At 34.7% G+C, this 19,962-nt stretch carries 18 protein-coding genes; 1 reads left to right on the forward strand and 17 read right to left on the reverse strand.

Translation table 11 applies throughout. From position 1 onward, the window contains the following. Positions 1-123 precede the first annotated feature (123 nt). Positions 124-585 (forward strand): PTS sugar transporter subunit IIB, encoded by a 462-nt coding sequence (locus BR52_RS10950; protein WP_034572649.1) that lies wholly within the window; start codon positions 124-126, stop codon positions 583-585. A gap of 52 nt (positions 586-637) precedes the next feature. Here the strand turns inward: BR52_RS10950 and BR52_RS10955 are convergent, their stop codons facing one another. The 17 genes from BR52_RS10955 to rpsF all read right to left on the reverse strand — a co-directional run bounded on the left by BR52_RS10955 (position 638) and on the right by rpsF (position 19,373). Then, the gene (locus tag BR52_RS10955; protein WP_034573887.1) at positions 638-1,939 is read right to left on the reverse strand and encodes a pyrimidine-nucleoside phosphorylase; all 1,302 of its coding nucleotides are present in this window, start codon (positions 1,937-1,939) and stop codon (positions 638-640) included. A gap of 141 nt (positions 1,940-2,080) precedes the next feature. Beyond that, entirely contained in the window at positions 2,081-2,752 is a 672-nt protein-coding gene (deoC, locus tag BR52_RS10960) for a deoxyribose-phosphate aldolase (protein WP_034572652.1), read from the reverse strand. Between the two features lie 348 nt (positions 2,753-3,100). Further along, positions 3,101-4,039, reverse strand: coding sequence for a DNA-binding transcriptional repressor DeoR (deoR, locus tag BR52_RS10965; RefSeq protein ID WP_034572655.1), 939 nt, complete (start codon positions 4,037-4,039; stop codon positions 3,101-3,103). Positions 4,040-4,193: 154 nt separating this feature from the next. After that, complete coding sequence (locus BR52_RS10970) at positions 4,194-4,949, reverse strand: tyrosine-protein phosphatase (RefSeq protein WP_034572658.1); 756 nt, start codon at positions 4,947-4,949, stop codon at positions 4,194-4,196. Between the two features lie 16 nt (positions 4,950-4,965). Continuing rightward, positions 4,966-6,354, reverse strand: coding sequence for a hexose-6-phosphate:phosphate antiporter UhpT (gene uhpT, locus BR52_RS10975; RefSeq protein WP_034572661.1), 1,389 nt, complete (start codon positions 6,352-6,354; stop codon positions 4,966-4,968). 248 nt (positions 6,355-6,602) lie between these two features. Continuing rightward, on the reverse strand, positions 6,603-7,649 hold the full coding sequence (locus BR52_RS10980) for a tyrosine-protein phosphatase (protein ID WP_034572664.1): 1,047 nt from the start codon (positions 7,647-7,649) through the stop codon (positions 6,603-6,605). Positions 7,650-7,667: 18 nt separating this feature from the next. Beyond that, complete coding sequence (locus BR52_RS10985) at positions 7,668-8,930, reverse strand: PTS sugar transporter subunit IIC (protein ID WP_034572668.1); 1,263 nt, start codon at positions 8,928-8,930, stop codon at positions 7,668-7,670. A gap of 3 nt (positions 8,931-8,933) precedes the next feature. Next, complete coding sequence (locus tag BR52_RS10990) at positions 8,934-9,245, reverse strand: PTS lactose/cellobiose transporter subunit IIA (protein ID WP_034572671.1); 312 nt, start codon at positions 9,243-9,245, stop codon at positions 8,934-8,936. A gap of 14 nt (positions 9,246-9,259) precedes the next feature. Beyond that, positions 9,260-9,577, reverse strand: a complete 318-nt coding sequence (locus BR52_RS10995; RefSeq protein WP_034572674.1) for a PTS sugar transporter subunit IIB — start codon at positions 9,575-9,577, stop codon at positions 9,260-9,262. A 109-nt stretch (positions 9,578-9,686) separates the two neighbouring features. Further along, a complete protein-coding gene (locus tag BR52_RS11000) occupies positions 9,687-12,350 on the reverse strand; it encodes a sigma-54-dependent transcriptional regulator (protein ID WP_034572678.1) in 2,664 nt (887 codons plus the stop codon). A gap of 143 nt (positions 12,351-12,493) precedes the next feature. Beyond that, positions 12,494-13,786, reverse strand: coding sequence for an adenylosuccinate synthase (locus BR52_RS11005; protein WP_034572681.1), 1,293 nt, complete (start codon positions 13,784-13,786; stop codon positions 12,494-12,496). 213 nt (positions 13,787-13,999) lie between these two features. Continuing rightward, a complete protein-coding gene (dnaB, locus tag BR52_RS11010) occupies positions 14,000-15,382 on the reverse strand; it encodes a replicative DNA helicase (protein ID WP_034573890.1) in 1,383 nt (460 codons plus the stop codon). 161 nt (positions 15,383-15,543) lie between these two features. Beyond that, a complete protein-coding gene (rplI, locus tag BR52_RS11015; protein ID WP_034572684.1) occupies positions 15,544-15,999 on the reverse strand; it encodes a 50S ribosomal protein L9 in 456 nt (151 codons plus the stop codon). Between the two features lie 3 nt (positions 16,000-16,002). Beyond that, positions 16,003-18,003, reverse strand: a complete 2,001-nt coding sequence (locus BR52_RS11020) for a DHH family phosphoesterase (RefSeq protein ID WP_034572687.1) — start codon at positions 18,001-18,003, stop codon at positions 16,003-16,005. 165 nt (positions 18,004-18,168) lie between these two features. After that, positions 18,169-18,405, reverse strand: coding sequence for a 30S ribosomal protein S18 (gene rpsR / locus BR52_RS11025; protein ID WP_034572690.1), 237 nt, complete (start codon positions 18,403-18,405; stop codon positions 18,169-18,171). Between the two features lie 40 nt (positions 18,406-18,445). Beyond that, entirely contained in the window at positions 18,446-19,021 is a 576-nt protein-coding gene (gene ssb, locus BR52_RS11030; RefSeq protein ID WP_034572693.1) for a single-stranded DNA-binding protein, read from the reverse strand. Positions 19,022-19,073: 52 nt separating this feature from the next. Further along, the gene (rpsF, locus tag BR52_RS11035) at positions 19,074-19,373 is read right to left on the reverse strand and encodes a 30S ribosomal protein S6 (RefSeq protein WP_034572696.1); all 300 of its coding nucleotides are present in this window, start codon (positions 19,371-19,373) and stop codon (positions 19,074-19,076) included. Between the last annotated feature and the right edge of the window lie 589 nt (positions 19,374-19,962).

The raw sequence follows: 19,962 nt of genomic DNA on the forward strand, positions 1-19,962 counted from the left end.
TCTCTTTTACACATCCAGGATGAGCCAATAGTTAAAAAAACAACTCAATTTTTAGAAAATATCAAAGTCATTTTCCCGAAAATTCACCTGTCATCAATTTTTAAAGAAGAACTTCTTTACTTGATGTATTCAGCCGATCACTTAGGAGATTCATATATTCACTTTTTAGAAAAGCCAACGCATTCATCTACTTTTACTTATCGTTATGAGGCTGAATTAACACAACTTTTTACTAAAAATAAATGTTCTAGAAATAATTCTTACCATTTTCAGGATAGTGTCACGAAATTAATAGAAACACAATTAGCTACCGAAAATTATCAACCGCAAATTAAAATTCTAGTGGTTACAAAGCTAGATAACTTACAAAAACGTTCTTTACTCCAAAAGCTCAATAACCTTCCTTTTCAATTACTACTAACGGAACAAACTGAAGAAAATGTTGATTTGATTTTATCTGATTTCTATCTTAATAATCAATCAACACCGACTTTTTACTGGAATAGTTTGCCGCTAGAAAATGATTGGACTAATTTAATTGAAACTCTTCAAAATTTTGAAAAACAAAAAATTGAAACCTACTAATTAAAAAAAGCTAAGGTCCATTCTGTTTAGAATGAATCTTAGCTTTTAATAGTTAGTCTACAATCACACTGTGAACTAGTTTTGGTTCAGTTGCATGCTCTGAAATCGTAATATTTTCATAGATTTTTTCTTTTACATTTTCAACGTCTTCACGGTTTGCATAAATGGTTACTAATGATTCCCCTTTTTCAACAGCATCTCCTACTTTTTTACGTAGCATTAACCCTACTGCTAAATCAATCTCATCTTCTTTCGTTGCACGCCCTGCGCCTAGTAACATCGCTGCAATTCCAATTTCATCGGCCACCATATTCGATACAACGCCAGATTCTTTTGCTGGAACTTCGATTAAATATTTTGCTTGCGGTAATTTCTCTGGATTGTCTACAACCGATCCATCGCCACCTTGATTGTTTAGGAATTCTTTGAATTTTTCTAAGGCTTTGCCATTTTCCATCACTTCAATCAGCATTTTGCGTGCTTCTTCAAGATCTTTAGCTTTTTTAGCTAAAACAACCATTTGGCTGCCTAAAATTAATACTAATTCAGTTAAATCTTCTGGACCTTCACCTTTTAAGGTATCAATCGCTTCTTTTACTTCTAGTGAATTTCCGATAGCCAATCCTAGTGGTTGTGACATATCTGAAATAACAGCCATTGTTTGGCGGTTAACATTATTTCCAATACGTACCATTGCATGGGCTAGGTTTTCAGCATCTTCTTGTGTTTTCATGAAGGCGCCTGCTCCAGTTTTTACATCTAAAACAATCGCATCCGCGCCAGCTGCAATTTTTTTACTCATAATTGAACTTGCTATTAGTGGAATGGAGTTAACCGTTCCTGTTACATCACGTAATGCGTAGATTTTTTTATCTGCTGGTGTTAAATTCCCCGTTTGACCAATCACCGCTACTTTATCACGGTTGACTAAATCAATAAATTGATCCTTTGTAATTTCTACATGGAAGCCTTCGACTGCTTCTAATTTATCAATCGTTCCGCCTGTATGCCCTAAACCACGCCCCGACATCTTAGCTACTGGAATATCTAAAGCCGCCACTAAAGGAGCTAAAACAAGGGTTGTCGTGTCACCCACGCCACCTGTTGAATGTTTGTCTACTTTAATTCCTTCGATTGCAGATAAATCAATGGTTTCGCCAGAATTTACAATTGCCATTGTTAAATCAGCGCGTTCACGATCTGTCATATCTTGGAAATAAATCGCCATTGCTAATGCACTTGCTTGATAATCAGGAATCGAACCGTCTGTATATCCATTAATAAAAAATTGAATTTCTTCAGTTGTTAATTCTTTGCCATCTCTTTTTTTCTCAATAACATCTACCATTCTCATGTTCTTCACCATTCCATTCTTCTTTTATTGTCCTAATTAGAGGACTAAAGTTATTTGTACTGCATGTTGAATACGGTTACTTTTTATTGTTGATGGAAAGATAGGTAGCTTAATACTCCCTATCTTTTCATCATTTTATTTTTAGTAGCCGTCTGTTTTAGCTTGTTTGTCATTTGTTACGATTGCAACACTTGCACTTGCACCAATTCTTGAAGCTCCTGCTTTAATCATTGCATCTACATCTTCTGTTGTACGGATTCCGCCTGATGCCTTCACTCCAATAGTTGGTCCAACGGTTTTACGCATCAAAGCGATATCTGCTGCTGTCGCGCCACCAGTTGAGAAACCAGTCGATGTTTTAACAAAATCGGCTCCTGCTTCAACAGATAATTCAGAAGCACGGATTTTTTCTTCGTCTGTTAACAAACATGTTTCAAGAATAACTTTCACTAAAGCTTTTCCGTTAGCTGCATTAACAACGGCTTTAATATCATTTAATACGGTTGCTTCGTCCCCTGATTTTAAAGCTCCTACGTTAATTACCATATCAACTTCAGTTGCGCCATTTTTAATTGCATCTTCTGTTTCGAACGCTTTTGTTGCAGAAGTATTTGCGCCTAATGGAAAACCGATAACGGTACAAATGTCAACACCTGTGCCCGCTAATTCTTTACTTGCAAGTGCTACCCAATATGGATTTAAACATACGGATGCAAATTTGTATTCTTTTGCTTCTTCAATTATTTTTAAAACCGCTTCTTTTGTTGCTTCTGGTTTTAAAAGTGTGTGATCAATCATTTTTGCTACGTTCATTTGTATCACTCCTAGTTCGATTTATATTTTTATTATAACCTTTCTTTGAACATATGTAAAACATAATATGAAATTATGTTCAATTTCTTTTTAGCTAATACTAACACCGAAAAATTTAAAGCCAATATTACTAAATTAATGACTTTTTCGTTCTTTCGTGTTACAAGTATCTACAGCCTATCTAGGAAAACAAGCTCATTGCTTATGTTTTTTCATAAAAAAAAAAAAATTGGCTAGTAAGTTTAGAGATCAGTATCTCAATCTTTACCAGTCAATTTATTTTTATAGATCGCTTAAAAAGTAAGTGGCTCTTTTTTGCATATACTAAAAATAGATGAACTAAGTTTTTTAATAGGCTAATAATTCTGCAGCCGTAAATTGATCAATAATTAATACATTCGCATAATTTCCAACTAAAGCACCATTAATTGCTTCGACTTTTCGCTCGCCACCCGCAACTAAAATAGACTGCTCTTTCTTACGCAAGTCTGCTAATTCTATCCCAATTGTTCGTTGGTTAATCTCTTTATCACTAATATTGCCTTTTTTATCAAAAAAGCGTGAACAAATATCGCCAACAGCATTCTCTTTTAGAAAATGAACTTCTTGATTGTTAAAGTAACCTAGTCGAAATAACAATGCTTCATCACGAACTGTTCCTACCGTAAACATGGCAATCGTCGCTTTTTTACCCATTTCAATGATCTGATGGATATGGCGATCTTGCTCCACTAGTTCTTTAGCCACAACATTATCCAATACCACTGGTAATGGCAAATTACGTGCTGTCGTTTGAAATCCTTCAGCAAATAGCGCCAACGTTTCATTTGCATAATTGTTCACGTCTGAATGACTAATGCTGCCTTTTAATTGTACAACTTCCACACCTTTTACTTGCTGTGGTGTTATTTTCCTAGCAATTTCGTACATTGTTGTTCCCCAACTTACACCTAAAATATCACCATTTTTAACATGGGATTCTAGGTATTCAGCAGCGAACTTACTAATGTATTCTGTGATGATTTGGTACTTTGCTGTTGGTGAAAAAACAACATGAGCCTCTAATAAATTGTACTTCTCTTTGATTTTATTTCCTAATGTTTCAAGATCAGCAAAAGGATCGGTTACTTTGATTTGCACAAAGCCTTTTTCTTTTGCATACGTGAGCAGTCTGGATACTGTCGGTCTAGAAATTTTTAGTTTGGTTGCAATTTCTTGTTGGCTAAAATCAGATTGATAGTAAAGTCTTGCAACTTCAATGCTCAGCTGTTGTTTTTCTTTTTCCACGACTCAAATCCCACTTTCTATTTTCTTATTATCTTATAATTATCGCAAAAAAAGACTGATAAAACAAATCAAAAAAGAAATTTCAATCTTTTTAATCACGACAGCCACTCATAAAAAAAAGCAACGCTTGATAACGTTACTTTTCTTTATTCTTCTAAGCTTCTAAATAAAGTGATCTTAATTGACTCACTTTTTCTTTATCGAAGTCTAAAGCTTGTTCAGCATAATTTAGAACCGTTTCATACTGATCTTTAATTAAGGAAAAAGCATAATCTAAATATGCTGGTTTTACATACAAAGCTGTTGACAAAGCAGCTATTTCTTCCTCATCCATTCCCTTATCTCTAAAGGTATCCAATAACTGATCGTTGGCTTGTTTTCTTTCTGTATTTGTTAGTAAAAAATCGTTCATAATCTCCTCTTCTGGAACTCCTAGCAAAGCTAAAATTAAAGCTGCTGCGTAACCAGTACGATCTTTTCCTGCAAAACAATGAAATACGGTAGAACCTGTTTTGTTCGCAACAATAATTTCCATAAATTCTTTAAATCCCTCTTGCGCCCCTGGGTTTAAAATCAAATCTGTATAAACTTCTTTCATATGATTATCTACTGCATCAATTGATTTTAATCGAGCAAAATCTTCTAGGGATGAATTTTTAGCACCCATTTTCCCTAAAATATCAAGATTAATGTAAGCTGCTTTTGGAATTTTTGTATCTGGAGACTGCTGAATTTCAAATTCTCTTCTAAAATCAACAATTGTTGCCAGCTTATAATCATTTATCAGCTCATTGACTGTTTGACTGCTTAAATTTGATAAATCACCTGAACGCAAAAGTTTACGATGTTTGATTGTTTTTCCATCTTCTGTTTTTAATCCACCTAAATCTCTAAAATTTGTAACTTCCATCCTGCTTCACCCTTTCTTATACTTCTATTTTAGCTTGTCGAATTCGTTTTTCTTCTGCAAATGCAACCGTTCCTAATAATACAATAATAATCACAACAGCGATATAGAAAATAATAAATGTATCACCCCACCCATGAAGAACTGTATTAAATAACTTCACACCTGCTTGAGTTGGATCTGAAATTTTTGCTAGTAAAATTTTTGCCATTGAATCACCAAACAAATACGCAAATGCTCCTAGCAATCCACCTGCGACAACCGTTGCTTTTTTAGGGACAAAACCAAGCATTGAGATATTGATCAATAATTGTGGACCAAAAATCATCATCCCCAACATAAACAATGATCCATTAATAATCAATTCAGTCGTCCCAAATTGATAACCAATAATCCCAATCGGTAATAAAAAACTACTGATCGTTGCAACTAATGCTGGACGTCCCTTTAAGAAATCAGAAATATATCCCCAAGCTAAGCAGCCTACTAGCGCACCCATTTCAAAGTAAAAAATCGTATTCGCTGCTGCTTCATTGCTAAAGTTCAAGTGTTCCGTGACATACAATGGTGCCCAATTATCAATTCCAATTCTCACGATGTACACAAAAACGTTCGACACACACAATAACCAAATCCAAGGATTCGTTAAAAGGTATTTTTTGAAAATTTGCCATTTTGTCATATCTTCTGCTTCTTGATTTGCTTCTTCAACAGGCTCTTCAAAGATTTCTTCGCTAGATGCCCAGCCTAAATCCTCTGGACGGTTTTTTCCAATAAAAAAAGTAATCACAGCAATTACACCCGCAACAACAGCGGGCAAAATAAACATCCCGGCTACATTTCCTTTAAAGAATGTTTGCGCACACCAGATAGCAAAAATTCCCGCTAAGCCGCCGCCAATATTATGCGATGCATTCCATAAACCAATATATCGTCCTCGATTTTTCTTAGTCGTCCATTGCGTAATAACAGAAGCACAACTAGGTCCACCAACACATTGAAAGAGACCATTCAATGACCAAAGTACAACAATCCAGCCAAGTGGTACATGATTCATCGTAAATAGAAAACCCATACATAAAACAGTTAGAGAAGATAAAAATAAAAGCACAGATAAAATTTTCTTCGTATTCTTTCCATCAACAATGTAGCCTAAAATAAACTTACCAAAACCATAGACAATTGAAAAAGTGAAACCAATATAGCCTAAATCAGTAGTAGTAAACCCTAACTGGCTTTTTAATAATGGCTGCGCTGCTTTAAAATTATTCCGAATCAAATACATAGTGATATAAATCATCACCACTACAAAAAACGGTTTCATAAATTCTTTAAACCAACGTTTCCGCTGTTCTGAAATGGTTAATGTACTTTTTGGAACAGGAACATTTTTTAGAAAATCTAACATCAAGCATCCTTCTTTCTACTTTTTGTATTTTTTCTATCAGCTGATAAACTCTTAAAGATAACATTTTCTATTTAATAATATAGCACCCCTTCGCACAAATGTAAACGCATACTTGAAATTAATTTCATAAAATAACCAAATAATTGGGAATTTTTTTTTATACTATATGTGTAATTTTATTTAAAATAACAAAAATAAACTACTGAGTTTTTAGATACTCTAGCAGTTTATTTTCTACTTGGTTCTTTTTAGACTAAATACAAAGACCTTAATGACTTAATTTCCTCTTGCGAAATCTTTAATCCTTCTTGAACAAACTGATCAAAACTTCCATAAATTTCTTTAATTGCTTCAAATGTAGCCGCCAAATATTCAGGTTCTGAAGACGTTAATGCCCGTAAATTATCTAATACCTCTTTATCTTCAGTATATTTTTTATAAAGTTTCATCCGACTGGCGATATGTTCTTTACGATACTCGTCTGTTAAAAAGAAATCTGTTGCTACATCTTTTTCAGAAACACCCAATAATAATAAAATGACAGCAACACCAAATCCAGTTCGGTCTTTTCCACCTTTACAATGTTGTAAAATAGGTGTATTTTCTTCTTTCAAGTGAAGCTGAATCACTTTACGATAAACGGTTAAAGATTGTGGGGATAAAACAAATTGACGATATTGTTCAATCATATTGGCTTTTAGTTTCTTGATTTTTGCTCGGCCTTCAACTGTTTCTAACATTTCTTTAAATGAATGCTTTTGATGCATTGCAACACTTTTTTCAGAAGTATTTGAGGCAATTGCAGCCATATCCGCATTGGGATCTAAGTGATAAAACGTAGCTTCTGACCATTCCCTATCAGGATTAGCCTCTCGTTCTGCTTCATTACGGTAATCAATCACGGTTTTAATACCTAATTGGTTTTGAATGTACTCAAGATCTTGCGAAGTTAGTTGAGACAAGACATCTGACCGATACAATTTACCAAAAACAACATTTTTCCCATCAGATCCCTGCCAACCTCCATAATCTCGAAAATTAACGGTTCCTTCTAAATCAACTAAACCTTCCCGAGTAAAAAATTCTGTTCCATTTTTCAATAATACTCGGAAAAAATAAATTGGAAATTCTGCTTTGATTTTAATAAAATCTTGTTTTTCAGCTATTTGTAACACTTTCGTTTCATTATTAGGCTCTGTACCAATCCATAACTGATAAATATCGCTGCTAAAACTCGACCAATCAATCGTTAAAATTTTATTTTCGCGTGTTACAATTAATTTTGGATAGTTCAAAAAATCCCTCCTAACTTCCTATGACTCTTTTTCAAAAACTGCCTCTGCTTTTACTTTATTTGTATCTAGCATACCGACAAATGGTAGATAAATAAGAATGGATACCACCAATAAAACGACATTTAGCACAACTAACTGCCAACCACCCATAAAGATTCCTTTGACAATCTCAGGCATACCTGTTGGCACCATAACGCCGTTTAAACGAGGCACCCAGCCCGCTGCAATAGCAAAATAAGAAATCACGATATTCACCATCGGAGCACCAATCATCGGAACTAAGATATACGGGTTTAAAATCATTGGAACACCAAATTTCAGTGGCTCACTAATTCCAAAAACAGCTGGCAATAACCCTAAACGTCCGACTGTTTTTAACTGGGTACTTTTGGTTTTAAAGGCTAATAAAATGGCAAAGGCTAAATTGTGTGCGCCTTTTTGTTGCATGATAAAAGACATTGTCACAATATACGGTAACGGTGAGCCTGCATTAAATGCGTTTAAATTGGCTAAATCTAATGGATAATAAACCGCATATAAAATAGCCATTGTCGCCATTGAACCGTGAATTCCCAAAAACCATAAAAATTGCATTAAGAAAACTAAAACCAATGCTGCTGGTAAATTCGCGCCTAGTTTTTGCAATGGACCTTGAATCAATTGAATAATCAAGTCATGGGCATTTCCATAGGCAGTCAGTGCCACTAATTGACTGATCACTACAAAAATAACTGCAATGACAATACCTGGAATCAAACTATTAAAAGAATTGCTAACTGTTGGAGGAACGCTTTCAGGAAGCTTGATTTCCCATTTCTGGTCTAAAATTAATACGTAAATACGACTTGCAATTAAACTTACAATAATGGCAACAAATAATCCTTGTGAACCTAGATACTGCATGTTTAATGTTTGAATTTTCTCATCAAATATCGTAATCGGTGTTACAACAAAGAAGGCCATTAAACTCAGAATCCCCCCCATTGCACCATCTTTATCAAATGAATCTGCTAATTTATACCCTATCATATAAGCCGCATAAATCGCAATCAGACCCGTTGTAATTCCATATGGAATATTAATCGCCTTTGCAATCCCCGTTGACGTAATGAAGCTTTGATAGCCTTTTATCGGCAGTGCATATAACAACGAAGACATCGCGCCAACAATCATTAATGGAAATAATGTCATCAAACCATCAGACAGGGCTTGAATGTACCGATTACTGGTGAATTTCCCCATCACTACTTGCATGTTTTCTTGTATTTTAGCCCATTTCATTTTTTAATTCCCCCTCATCTTGTCATATAACCCAACAAATTTATCTGCTAAATCACGAACCGTCATGGCGTTCATTAAATGGTCTTGCCCGTGAATCAAAAGCAATGTCACTTCGACCCTTTCGCCACTAGCTTCTTTTGTAAGTAACGCTGTTTGACCGTTATGGGCCTCATTTAATTTTTCATTGGCTTCTTCTAATTTTGCTTTTGCTTCTTGAATTTCACCTGATTGAGCTATGTCAATTGCTTCCATCGCTAAACTTCTTGCATTTCCTGCCCCTACAATAATCTGCATCACTGCCTGCTCTAAATTCATCGTATCTCTCCTTTTTATTTTCTGACTAAATGAATTGCTTCGTTTAATATTTTTTCACCATTTATCATGCCGTAATCGACACTATTAATAACAACGATTGGAAAACCTTTATCTGCGTACTGTTCTTCGATCTTCTTCTTCATATACATTACTTGCGGGCCTAGTAATAAAATATCCGTTTCATCTGCTAATTTTTTAAACTTGCTTTCTGCTGAAGCCACGATACGAATCGTATCATTAGGATAAAATTGGGTAGCCGCTTTTTGCATTTTTTGAACTAAAATACTTGTAGACATTCCACCTGCACATACAAGCGTTATTTTGATTTCCATCTTTATTCTCCCCTTTTTTGGTTGATACTAACTACTATTGCAAAAAACGTGCCAAGACACATTAAAAAGCACACAGCTCTGTTATTAGCCATGTGCTTTTGGATGTGTCTTAATGTGTATTGATAAAAAATGAAACCATGTAACACACTTCATCTTCACTGATGTTGATCTGATATTTGTATTCAATACTTCTTAATGCTTCTTGAATTAATTGAATTTCATCTGCATGTTTCCTCATGAAAAATTCTTTATCTAAAAATTCTGTCCCTTTTTCGCCACCAAACTCTCGATCAATCATACACGCTAAATGAAAAGCAAATCCAATCAACACATTTAAATTTGATTCGATCGAAAATTGAATTGTTAGAGCTGTAATCAGTTTCTTTACATCCACCACAACTTCCTCTGAATCAACATACTTCAACTGTCCAGCTAGCGTCTTTCCTAATTTCCCATAGGTTTCTGCCAAATCAACTAATTGCTGAATCTCCTGGATTTTAGATTTTTCAATCACCTCTACTAAATCAAAATGAGGGTATTGAAAAGCTAAATGAAAAGGACTCACTATACAGATAATTTCATAAGTTTTGGACAAACTGGCTAGTCTTGCATAAATATCTTCCTTATCAATTAAATTGATTGCAATAATCTCAAGTACCTCTTCATCAAAATTCAATTCTGTTGTTAGTATATTTTTTAAGACTTTTGCCGTTCCTTCACCCGTTGTACAAATCGTTACGATAGCAAATTTGATTGAATTTTTTTTACTATGCTCTTGAAGTTCCTCTTCAATCAAAAGATTAACGGCTAGGGTTTCCTTATAGACAGCTTGCAAGGGATAGCCCAACATGGCTTTTCGGACTGCTTCTAAAACATGTAAAGTGGACACCAATTGAATCGTTTGAGTGTCTATCCCAAAGGTCTTACTAATCTCATTTCCAAAAGTATTTAACGATCCCATATCCACCATAAATAAAATAGGCGCCTTGATTTGATGCGTTTGAATATACGCTTTAATTCGAAGAAGCGAGTCTTGTGGTTTTTCAGATAGAGGTACGTCAAATCCAATCCCGTATTCTTCACCTAATAATTGATTGACTGTATTCACAATAGAGGTTGCTGTCGACTCTCCGTGAGTGACTACAAAAACGTGTACTACTTCTTGAACTTGCTTTTTTGTATGGTTGCCGTACACAAAAAATAGCGTTAGATAATTGGCTTCACTGATTGGCAATTCAATTTCAAATTCTTGATTGAATAACCGAATACAGTCATAAGAAACTTGGTATTCTCGCGGATGACTTTCTTCTGTATTTTCAAACAACTGATTTTCATAATAATGATTCTTTTTAACACGCGACACTGCCTTTTCAAGATGTAGTGCCAATCCATAAAAAACGCGATTGCCAAATACCGTCTCCAACTGACTTTCCGCATATTGAATCATTCGTTCTACACTCGAAATAATACGTTGATCTACTAAATTTTCAATATAGCGTTGATTCGAATCCTTCTTTACTTGATTCATATACTCTTCAAAATGTAAATGAATCTCCTTATTTAAATTCTCTTCTAATTCTTTTCCGCTAATCCCTAAGTGGGTTAATTCAACTTTTTTATGATCAATCAATTCATAAATATCTTGTTGATCAATCGGTTCTTCTAAATAGTGTGTTGCCTCTCCTGAAAATTCAAAATATCGCTGATTAATGCCAATAATTTTATTCCAAAGTTTACGATGTTGAACTTCCAACAATAATCCTGCATTTACTTTTTCAGATAAATCCAATGCTGAAATTTGAATCTTTTCTGCATGATTGGATAAGTATTCCGCATACGCTTTAGCACAGGCTAATTGAACATCTGATTTTAACTCTCCGATATTATGTCTGCATTCATAACTTAAAAAAGCTCTTAATGAATTTACAGAAACGGTAATTGGCTCTTTTAGTTTTGCTGATTCTTGATTGATAAAATACTTAATGAGTGCAAATCGTTCTTCTAACTGTCGACTTTTAAGATTTGGCAATTTAATTACCATGGGCATTCTTCTAACGAAGGTTTCTAATAATGTAGTTGCTGGATTTTCAGTTGTCGCTGCTACAATCATCACCTGTGAGCTACGTTCATTTTCTGTTTCTCCTAGCCTTCTAAATGTCCCTTTGTCCATAAAAGTAAACAACATCTCTTGACCTTCTGGTGGCAATCGATGAACTTCATCTAAAAATAGCACTCCCTGATTTGCCAATTCAATCAAGCCTTTGCGATCATCATTGGCCCCAGTAAAGGCATTTTTTTTCACACCAAATAATTGCGCTAAAAGCATCTGTGGGTTGTGGCTATAGTCAGCACAATTAAAACTAATTAGCTGCTCATTTTTAGTAAAGCGCTTCATTTCTTTTCCAAATGAAAATAACATTTCAGCAAACATTGACTTCCCTGTTCCAGTTTCGCCTAATAGTAAGGTATTCATGCCATTGGGGGGATATAAGACAGCTGCTTTAGCTTGCTCAATTGCTTTGGACAATGAGGGATTTTCAATTAAAAATAAGTCGAATCCTCTCTCTTTAGATAGCGTTTTCTTTTCTTCCTTTGGAAAATAATATACTGGTTTTCCCGACTCTTTACGTGCTTTGCCCATTCTCACGAGTTCATTTAAATCAGAACTTACGTTATTACGACTAAATGACGTTAAACTAGAGACTTCTTTTGTTGTTAAGCCCTTATTTCCTTGTTTTTTTAGCACCTCATAAATTGTTTGAATTCTTTTCATTATACTACTCCTTTACTGGGTGGCAGACTGGACAATTAAAGTATAACTTTTAAATCCAATTTCTACAACAACCTCTCTCTAGTCAAAAAAGACTAGTATCTCCATATTGGAAATACTAGCCTTTTCTTTTAAAGTTAAGTGACCTAAATTTGTGCCCAAACACTTTCTAAGACATTCGTTTGGTTACGATCTGGGCCTACTGAGAATGTTGAAATGCGAACGCCTACTAATTCAGAAACGCGGTGCACATAGTTACGTGCATTAGCCGGTAATTCTTCAAGGGTACGACATCCCGTAATATCTTCACTCCAACCTGGCAACTCTTCATAAATCGGTGTACATTCAGCTAATTCTTTTAAGCTAGCTGGATAATGGAAAATTGTTTCACCGTTACGTTCGTAAGAGGTACAAATTTTAACTGTTTCTAACCCACTTAAAACATCAATTGAATTAAGAGATAAGTTTGTAATTCCAGAAACACGTTTTGCATGACGCATTACAACTGTATCAAACCAACCCACACGACGAGGGCGTCCTGTTGTAGTACCGTATTCTTTCCCTACTTCACGAATTTGTTGACCCACTTCATCGAATAATTCAGTTGGAAAAGGACCGTCACCAACGCGGCTTGTATAAGCTTTACATACCCCTACAACTTTATCAATTTTAGATGGACCAACGCCACTCCCGATTGTTACACCACCGGCAACAGGGTTTGAAGACGTAACAAATGGATACGTTCCTTGATCGATATCTAGCATTACGCCTTGTGCGCCTTCAAAAAGAACACGTTTGCCAGCATCTAATGCATCATTTAAAATAACGGATGTATCACATACATATTTTTTAATTTGTTGACCATATTCATAATACTCTTCAAAAACATCATCAAATTCAATAGGTGTTGACTCAAACATTTTAACGAATTGACGATTTTTTTCTTCTAAGTTAATACGTAAGCGTTCAGCAAAAATTTCTTTGTCTAATAAATCAGCAACTCGAATCCCAACACGTGCTGCTTTATCCATATATGCTGGACCAATCCCTTTAATGGTTGTTCCAATTTTTTGATCTCCTTTTGAATCTTCTTGCAATTGATCCAAGTGGATATGATAAGGTAAAATAACATGTGCGCGATCTGAGATACGTAAATTATCCGTATCAATATTTTTATCTTTTAGGTAAGCCAATTCAGTTACAAGTGATTTTGGGTTTACCACAACGCCATTTCCTATAACGCTAATTTTCTCCTTATAGAAAATACCTGAAGGAATTAAGTGTAATTTGTACGTCACACCGTCAAATTTGATTGTGTGTCCTGCATTATCGCCACCTTGGTAACGTGCAATCACTTCCGCATTTTCACTTAAAAAATCTGTAATCTTACCTTTTCCTTCATCGCCCCATTGTGTTCCCACAACTACTACTGAAGACATATGAACACCTCATTAATTTTATTTATAAAAACCAAATACATCTAATTCTATCAGTTTTGCATAAAGGATTCAAGGTAAAAACGAATATTTGATTTAAATAATAAAATAAAAAGGCATAAAAACGAACAATTTATTAATTTAAACTAAAATATCAGCAAAAATACGAACGAATTTAAAAAATAAAAAAGTGATCCGTTAAGATCACTCTTCATGTTACATAGGCGGTTCTGGCATGTAGGATAAGGAGGAAAATTTATTGTATTCCTTAACAAATAATAGTTTCACCGTACCACGAGCGCCACTCCGGTTTTTTTCAATAATGACTTCAATAATATTATCTTCTCCAGCTGCATCGCGATCGCCATCATCGTCGTCATCTCCACCTTCACGATCATAATAATCATCACGGTATAAAAAGGCAACAATATCTGCATCTTGCTCGATAGATCCAGATTCACGAATATCACTTAAAACAGGCCGCTTGTCTTGTCTTTGCTCAACGCCACGAGACAGTTGCGACAATGCAATAACGGGTACTTTTAATTCTTTCGCTAATTTTTTTAACTGACGGGAAATTTCAGAAACCTCTTGTTGGCGGCTTTCTTTCCCACTACCTTCAATCAATTGCAAGTAATCGATTAAAATCAATCCTAGTCCGCCTTTTTCTTGAGCTAAACGACGGCATTTCGCTCTAATTTCAGCAATTCGAATTCCTGGTGTATCATCAATATAAATACTCGCCTTCGATAGGCTCCCCATCGCTACAATTAGACTTTGCCATTCCTCTTCTGAAAGATTCCCTGTTCGTAAATGACTGGCATCAATACTGCCCTCGGCGCATAGCATCCGATTGACTAAAGATTCCGCTCCCATTTCTAGACTAAAAATGGCAACCGTCTCATCTGTCTTTGTTCCAATGTTTTGTGCGATATTTAACGCAAAGGCTGTTTTCCCTACAGCGGGACGTGCTGCCAAAATAATTAATTCTTCTGATTGCAGGCCGGCAGTCATCTGATCCAAAGCTTGATAACCTGTTGGAAGACCTGTAATTTCTTCATCATTTTGATACAACCGATCAATTTCTGCGATTGAACTATTTAACACGTCTGAAATCGCTAAAAAACCGTTGCTATTTCGTCTTTCAGATACTTCGAGAATACTACGTTCAGCCTGATCTAAAATGGCTCCTAGCTCTTCTCCTTCTTCATATCCTTGAGTTACAATATCTGTTGCTGTATGAATTAGTTTTCTTAAAATTGACTTTTGCTCAATAATTTTTGCATAATGTTCCATATTCGCAGCTGTTGGCACAGCAATCGCAAGTTCAGCTAGATAAGGCATTCCACCAACATCTTCCAGCTGATTTTTTGATTCTAAACTATTCATAACCGTAACAACATCAATAGCCTCATTGCGGTCATTTAATTCTAACATTGTTTGAAAAATAATTTGATGGCCACGACGATAAAAATCTTGTGCCTCTAAAAATTCCAATGCGCCTACGACTGTTTCGGGGTCAAGAAAAATAGCACCTAAAACGGCTTGCTCTGCCTCAATACTTTGTGGCGGCAATCGGTCTTGAAAAGCTTCATTCACCAATTTTTATCTTCCTTTCATAAGTAAATTTCTTTTACTTGGAGCGGCTTCTTAATTTGTTTCAGTCTTATTATTTTACCGCAAAAATCAACTTAATACAATGAATAGAAAAAAGGCCAAAACAGTCTTATAAAACTGCTTTGGCCTTTAAATTATTTAGTCTACGCTTCTTGTGAAACATTCACTGTCAGTGTTGCCACAACTTCTGGATGTATTTTAACATCTATTTTTGTTACGCCTAGATTGCGAATAGGAGTTGTTAAATCAATTTTACGTTTGTCTAATTTAATATCATATTGTTTTTTTACTGCATCTGCAATTTGTTTTGAGGTAATTGAACCAAATAAACGACTATCTTCTCCAGCTTTTGCTTTCATCTCAATTACATGTTTATCATCTTCTAATAAACCTTTTAATTGGTTCGCTTCTGCTAAAATTTCTGCGTTGTGTTTGTCTTCAGCTTTCTTTTGTCCTGCTAGTTCACTTAATGTTGATGAATTGGCTTCTTTTGCTAATCCATTTTTGATTAGGTAGTTTTGTGCATACCCATCTGCTACGTTTTTTGTTTCTCCTTTTTTGCCTTTACCTTTAACATCTTCTAAAAAAATGACTTTCATTTATTATTCCTCCTTATTTTGTCCATTAATAACTTGTTCTAATTGTTCTTTAGCTTCAGCTATCGTAACATCGCTAAGTTGCGTGGCAGCATTTGATAAGTGCCCGCCTCCACCAAGTGCTTCCATAATAATTTGAACGTTGATTTCCCCAAGACTTCTCGCACTGATTCCAACACGTCCATCTGCTCGCTTCGTAATCACAAAGGATGCATCTACATCTGCCATCGAAAGCATGGTATCTGCAGCTTGAGCAGCGACTACAGTGTCGTAGGTTTCATCCTCTTCACCAGTTGCAATTGCCAAATTGGATTTCACAAATTCAATTGATTGAATCAAATGACTTCTCAATAAATAGGTATCTACGTTTTCTTTCAGTAATCGTTGAATCATAACCGAATCTGCTCCACAAGAACGTAAATAACTCGCAGCGTCAAAGGTTCTTGAACCTGTTCGAAGAGAAAAACTTCTTGTGTCTACAATAATTCCAGCGAGCATAGCAGTTGCTTCAATTTTATTGATTGGATCTGATTCGTTTGATTGATATTCAAACAATTCAGTAATCAATTCAGCAGCTGACGATGCATATGGTTCAATATAAACCAATACTGGATTTTCTGGAAATTCTTCGCCACGACGATGGTGATCAATTACAACAATTTGGTTCGTTAGGGTTAACAATTCAGGTGCAATTGAAATAGATGGACGATGCATATCAACCATCACCAATAAACTTGTTGCTGTCATTTTTTCAGCAGCTTCTTTTGGAGTAATGATGTACTTACTAATATTTGCATCTTTTTTTACCTCATCCATTAATCTTGAGATATCGTTACTAAATTCATCTGGGTTTACAACAATCCACGCTTCTTTATGGTTCATTTCTGCAATACGGCGAATACCCAAACAAGAACCGATTGCATCCATATCTGGATATTTATGCCCCATCACAAAAATTTGATCTGACTGTTTCATTAATTCTTGTAATGCTTGGCTAATCATCCGAGAACGAACACGTGTTCGTTTTTCCATTGGGTTCGTTTTTCCACCATAAAAGCGAGCATCTTCCTCACTTGATTTTACAACTACTTGATCTCCACCACGACCCAATGCCAAATCTAAATTGCTTTGAGCTAGATTTGCTAAATTGCTTAAATCTTTATCTCCATATGCAAGACCTATGCTGAGGGTTAGTGGGAAGTTTTGTTTAGATGTACGTTCACGAACACGATCGATGATACTAAATTTTTCTTCTTCAATTTTTTGCAATGACTTCAAATACATCAACACAATAAATCGATCTTCAGAAACTCGTTTTAAATAAATGTGATGCTCTTTTGCCCAATTAGATAATTGTGTTGTTACAAAGTTATTTAAATTGGAAGTACTACGATCATTCATTGATTGAACAATTTCATCGTAGTTATCGATAAAGATATTTCCAATAACCAATTGTTCTTCTTCATACTGTTCTTTTATCTTATAATATTGCGTAATATCCATTAAATAAATAACTTTAATATCATCCTGAACAATAATTTGAAATTCTTTATCTCCCCATTTTACATTGCTTAAACCTTTTGTTTTATTATTTTTAATAACGTTGGCCAATTCCAAATCGATCTCATCAATTTTCTTGCCTAATACTTCTTTTTTTCCAAGATAAAGCTGTAAATAAGGATTTGTCCATTGAACTTCATACTTTTCATTATACAGCAAAATACCGATAGGCATTTTAATTAAAGCCTCTTGTTCTCCTCTTTTTATTCGATAAGATAAATCAGCAATATATTTATTTGTTTCTACTGTGATTTTTTTCATTGAATAATAAAGCAATAAAAGAACAATAATAAATAAAACAGATAATGCTAAACCAATATAAAACTTAGCAAAAAATGCTAAAATAACAATTAAAACCAATAATCCACTTAGAACAAATGTTGCAATTCTCAGCTTTTCATCTTTTAAAAAACTCGGGAGTTTTTCATGAGGCAACTTTTTTTCCATATCATACTCCTTCTTTTAGCAAGTGTATTCAATAGGGGATACTCTCTTATTTTACCATAATCTAGGGATTTATTCTAGCTAGCCTCTTATTATGTTTCACGTGAAACATAATTATTTTATAAAAAAAAAGCCGTGATCGAAATCACGGCTTTTTTTATTTATATACTATTCAGCTGTTACGAATGGTAATAATCCCATAATACGAGAACGTTTGATAGCAATTGTTAATTTACGTTGGTGTTTAGCACAAGTACCAGTAACACGACGAGGTAAAATTTTTCCTCTTTCAGAGATAAAACGTTTTAATAGTTCAGTATCTTTGTAATCGATATGGTCAATGTGGTTTGCTGTAAAATAACAAACTTTACGGCGCTTACGTCCGCCTCTGCGTTGTTGAGCCATTATTTAAATCCTCCTTTTCATTTTCCAAACTAATTTTATATTAGAATGGTAAATCATCATCTGAGATATCAATTTGTTGTCCACTTGTTGCAAATGGATCATCATTTCTCTCGAAATTTTGATATTGTTGTTTAGGAGCTGTTGATTGATTATTCGTGCTATTATTAGCTGAATTTTGTTGATAACCACCACTTTGGTATTGGTTGTTGCTACTACTTCCACCAGAATAACTAGTATTTTGATTAGTTGTAGGAGCACTACTATTTCCATCATGACTTTGACGTTGTTCACTAACAGATTTTGACTCTAATAATGAAAACGTATCAACAACAACTTCAGTAACGTATACACGTTGCCCTTGTTGATTATCATAAGAACGCGTTTGAATACGGCCTTCCACACCAACTAAAGAACCTTTTCGGGTAAAATTAGCTAGAGTTTCAGCAGTTTTTCTCCAAGCAACACAGTTGATAAAATCAGCTTCTCTTTCACCGCTTTGGTTCGTAAATTGTCTATTCACCGCAACTGTAAATGAGGCAACCGCTGCGCCATTTGAAGTATATCGCAAATCAGCATCTTTAGTTAATCTTCCAACTAAAACAACTCTATTAATCATCTTTTTAAGCTCCTTTCTTTCTTAAAATGTTTCATGTGAAACAATTCTAAGTTTAAACTTCTTCTCTAATTACCATATGACGAATAATGTCATCGCTAATCTTAGCTAGACGATCAAATTCATTGATAGCCGCTGCATCAGTTGCAGTTAACTTCACGATATGATAAATTCCCTCGCGGAAATCTTTAATTTCGTAAGCTAAACGGCGTTTCGCCCAGTCTTTAGATTCGATCACTTCAGCGCCATTATCTTTTAAGATAGTATCGAAGCGTTCAACAACAGCTGCTTTAGCTGCCTCTTCAATGTTCGGACGGATAATGTACATAATTTCGTATTTTGCTGTTTGACTCATCTGACTGTCACCTCCTTGTGGACTTTGGCTCTTTTTAAAGTAAAAAGAGCAAGGAGAGCATTCTATAAATAGATTACTCACGTCCAATAAGTGTACCATTTTAGAGAATGTGTGTCAATGTTTTTTATCTATCAAACTGAATTAAATACCTTATGTTTTTAATTTCTTCTACTCCTTTTTAGATTTAGATTAAGAGAATGGATTGAAAAATTTTTTCTTCATTAGCAACATTTCTACGAAATCAAGAGATATGTACGCCTATGAACATGCTTTTTCTGATGATGAAGTAACAATTTGGTTAGAATGGAATCTAGCTTCATACAAAAATAATAGTTTTGAATTATAGGCAGATAAAGGATACTAATGAAATAATTGGAGAGTGCGCGAACTAACGGTACAAACAATTGATAATAAAAGTTAGACTGAAATTGGTTATCGTTTACAAAAAACATTGGTATTATAGCTATACCACATTATTTATTTGTTGCTAATAAAACTGTTAAACAAACTGTAGGTAAACAGTTTAAGAACTTATAGTTATCTCTAATTTATATAGTTAAATGTCAATTTTTCCATTTCAATTTAAAAA

Origin of the sequence: Carnobacterium divergens DSM 20623 (assembly GCF_000744255.1) — a bacterium.
Taxonomy (GTDB): Bacteria; Bacillota; Bacilli; order Lactobacillales; family Carnobacteriaceae; genus Carnobacterium; species Carnobacterium divergens.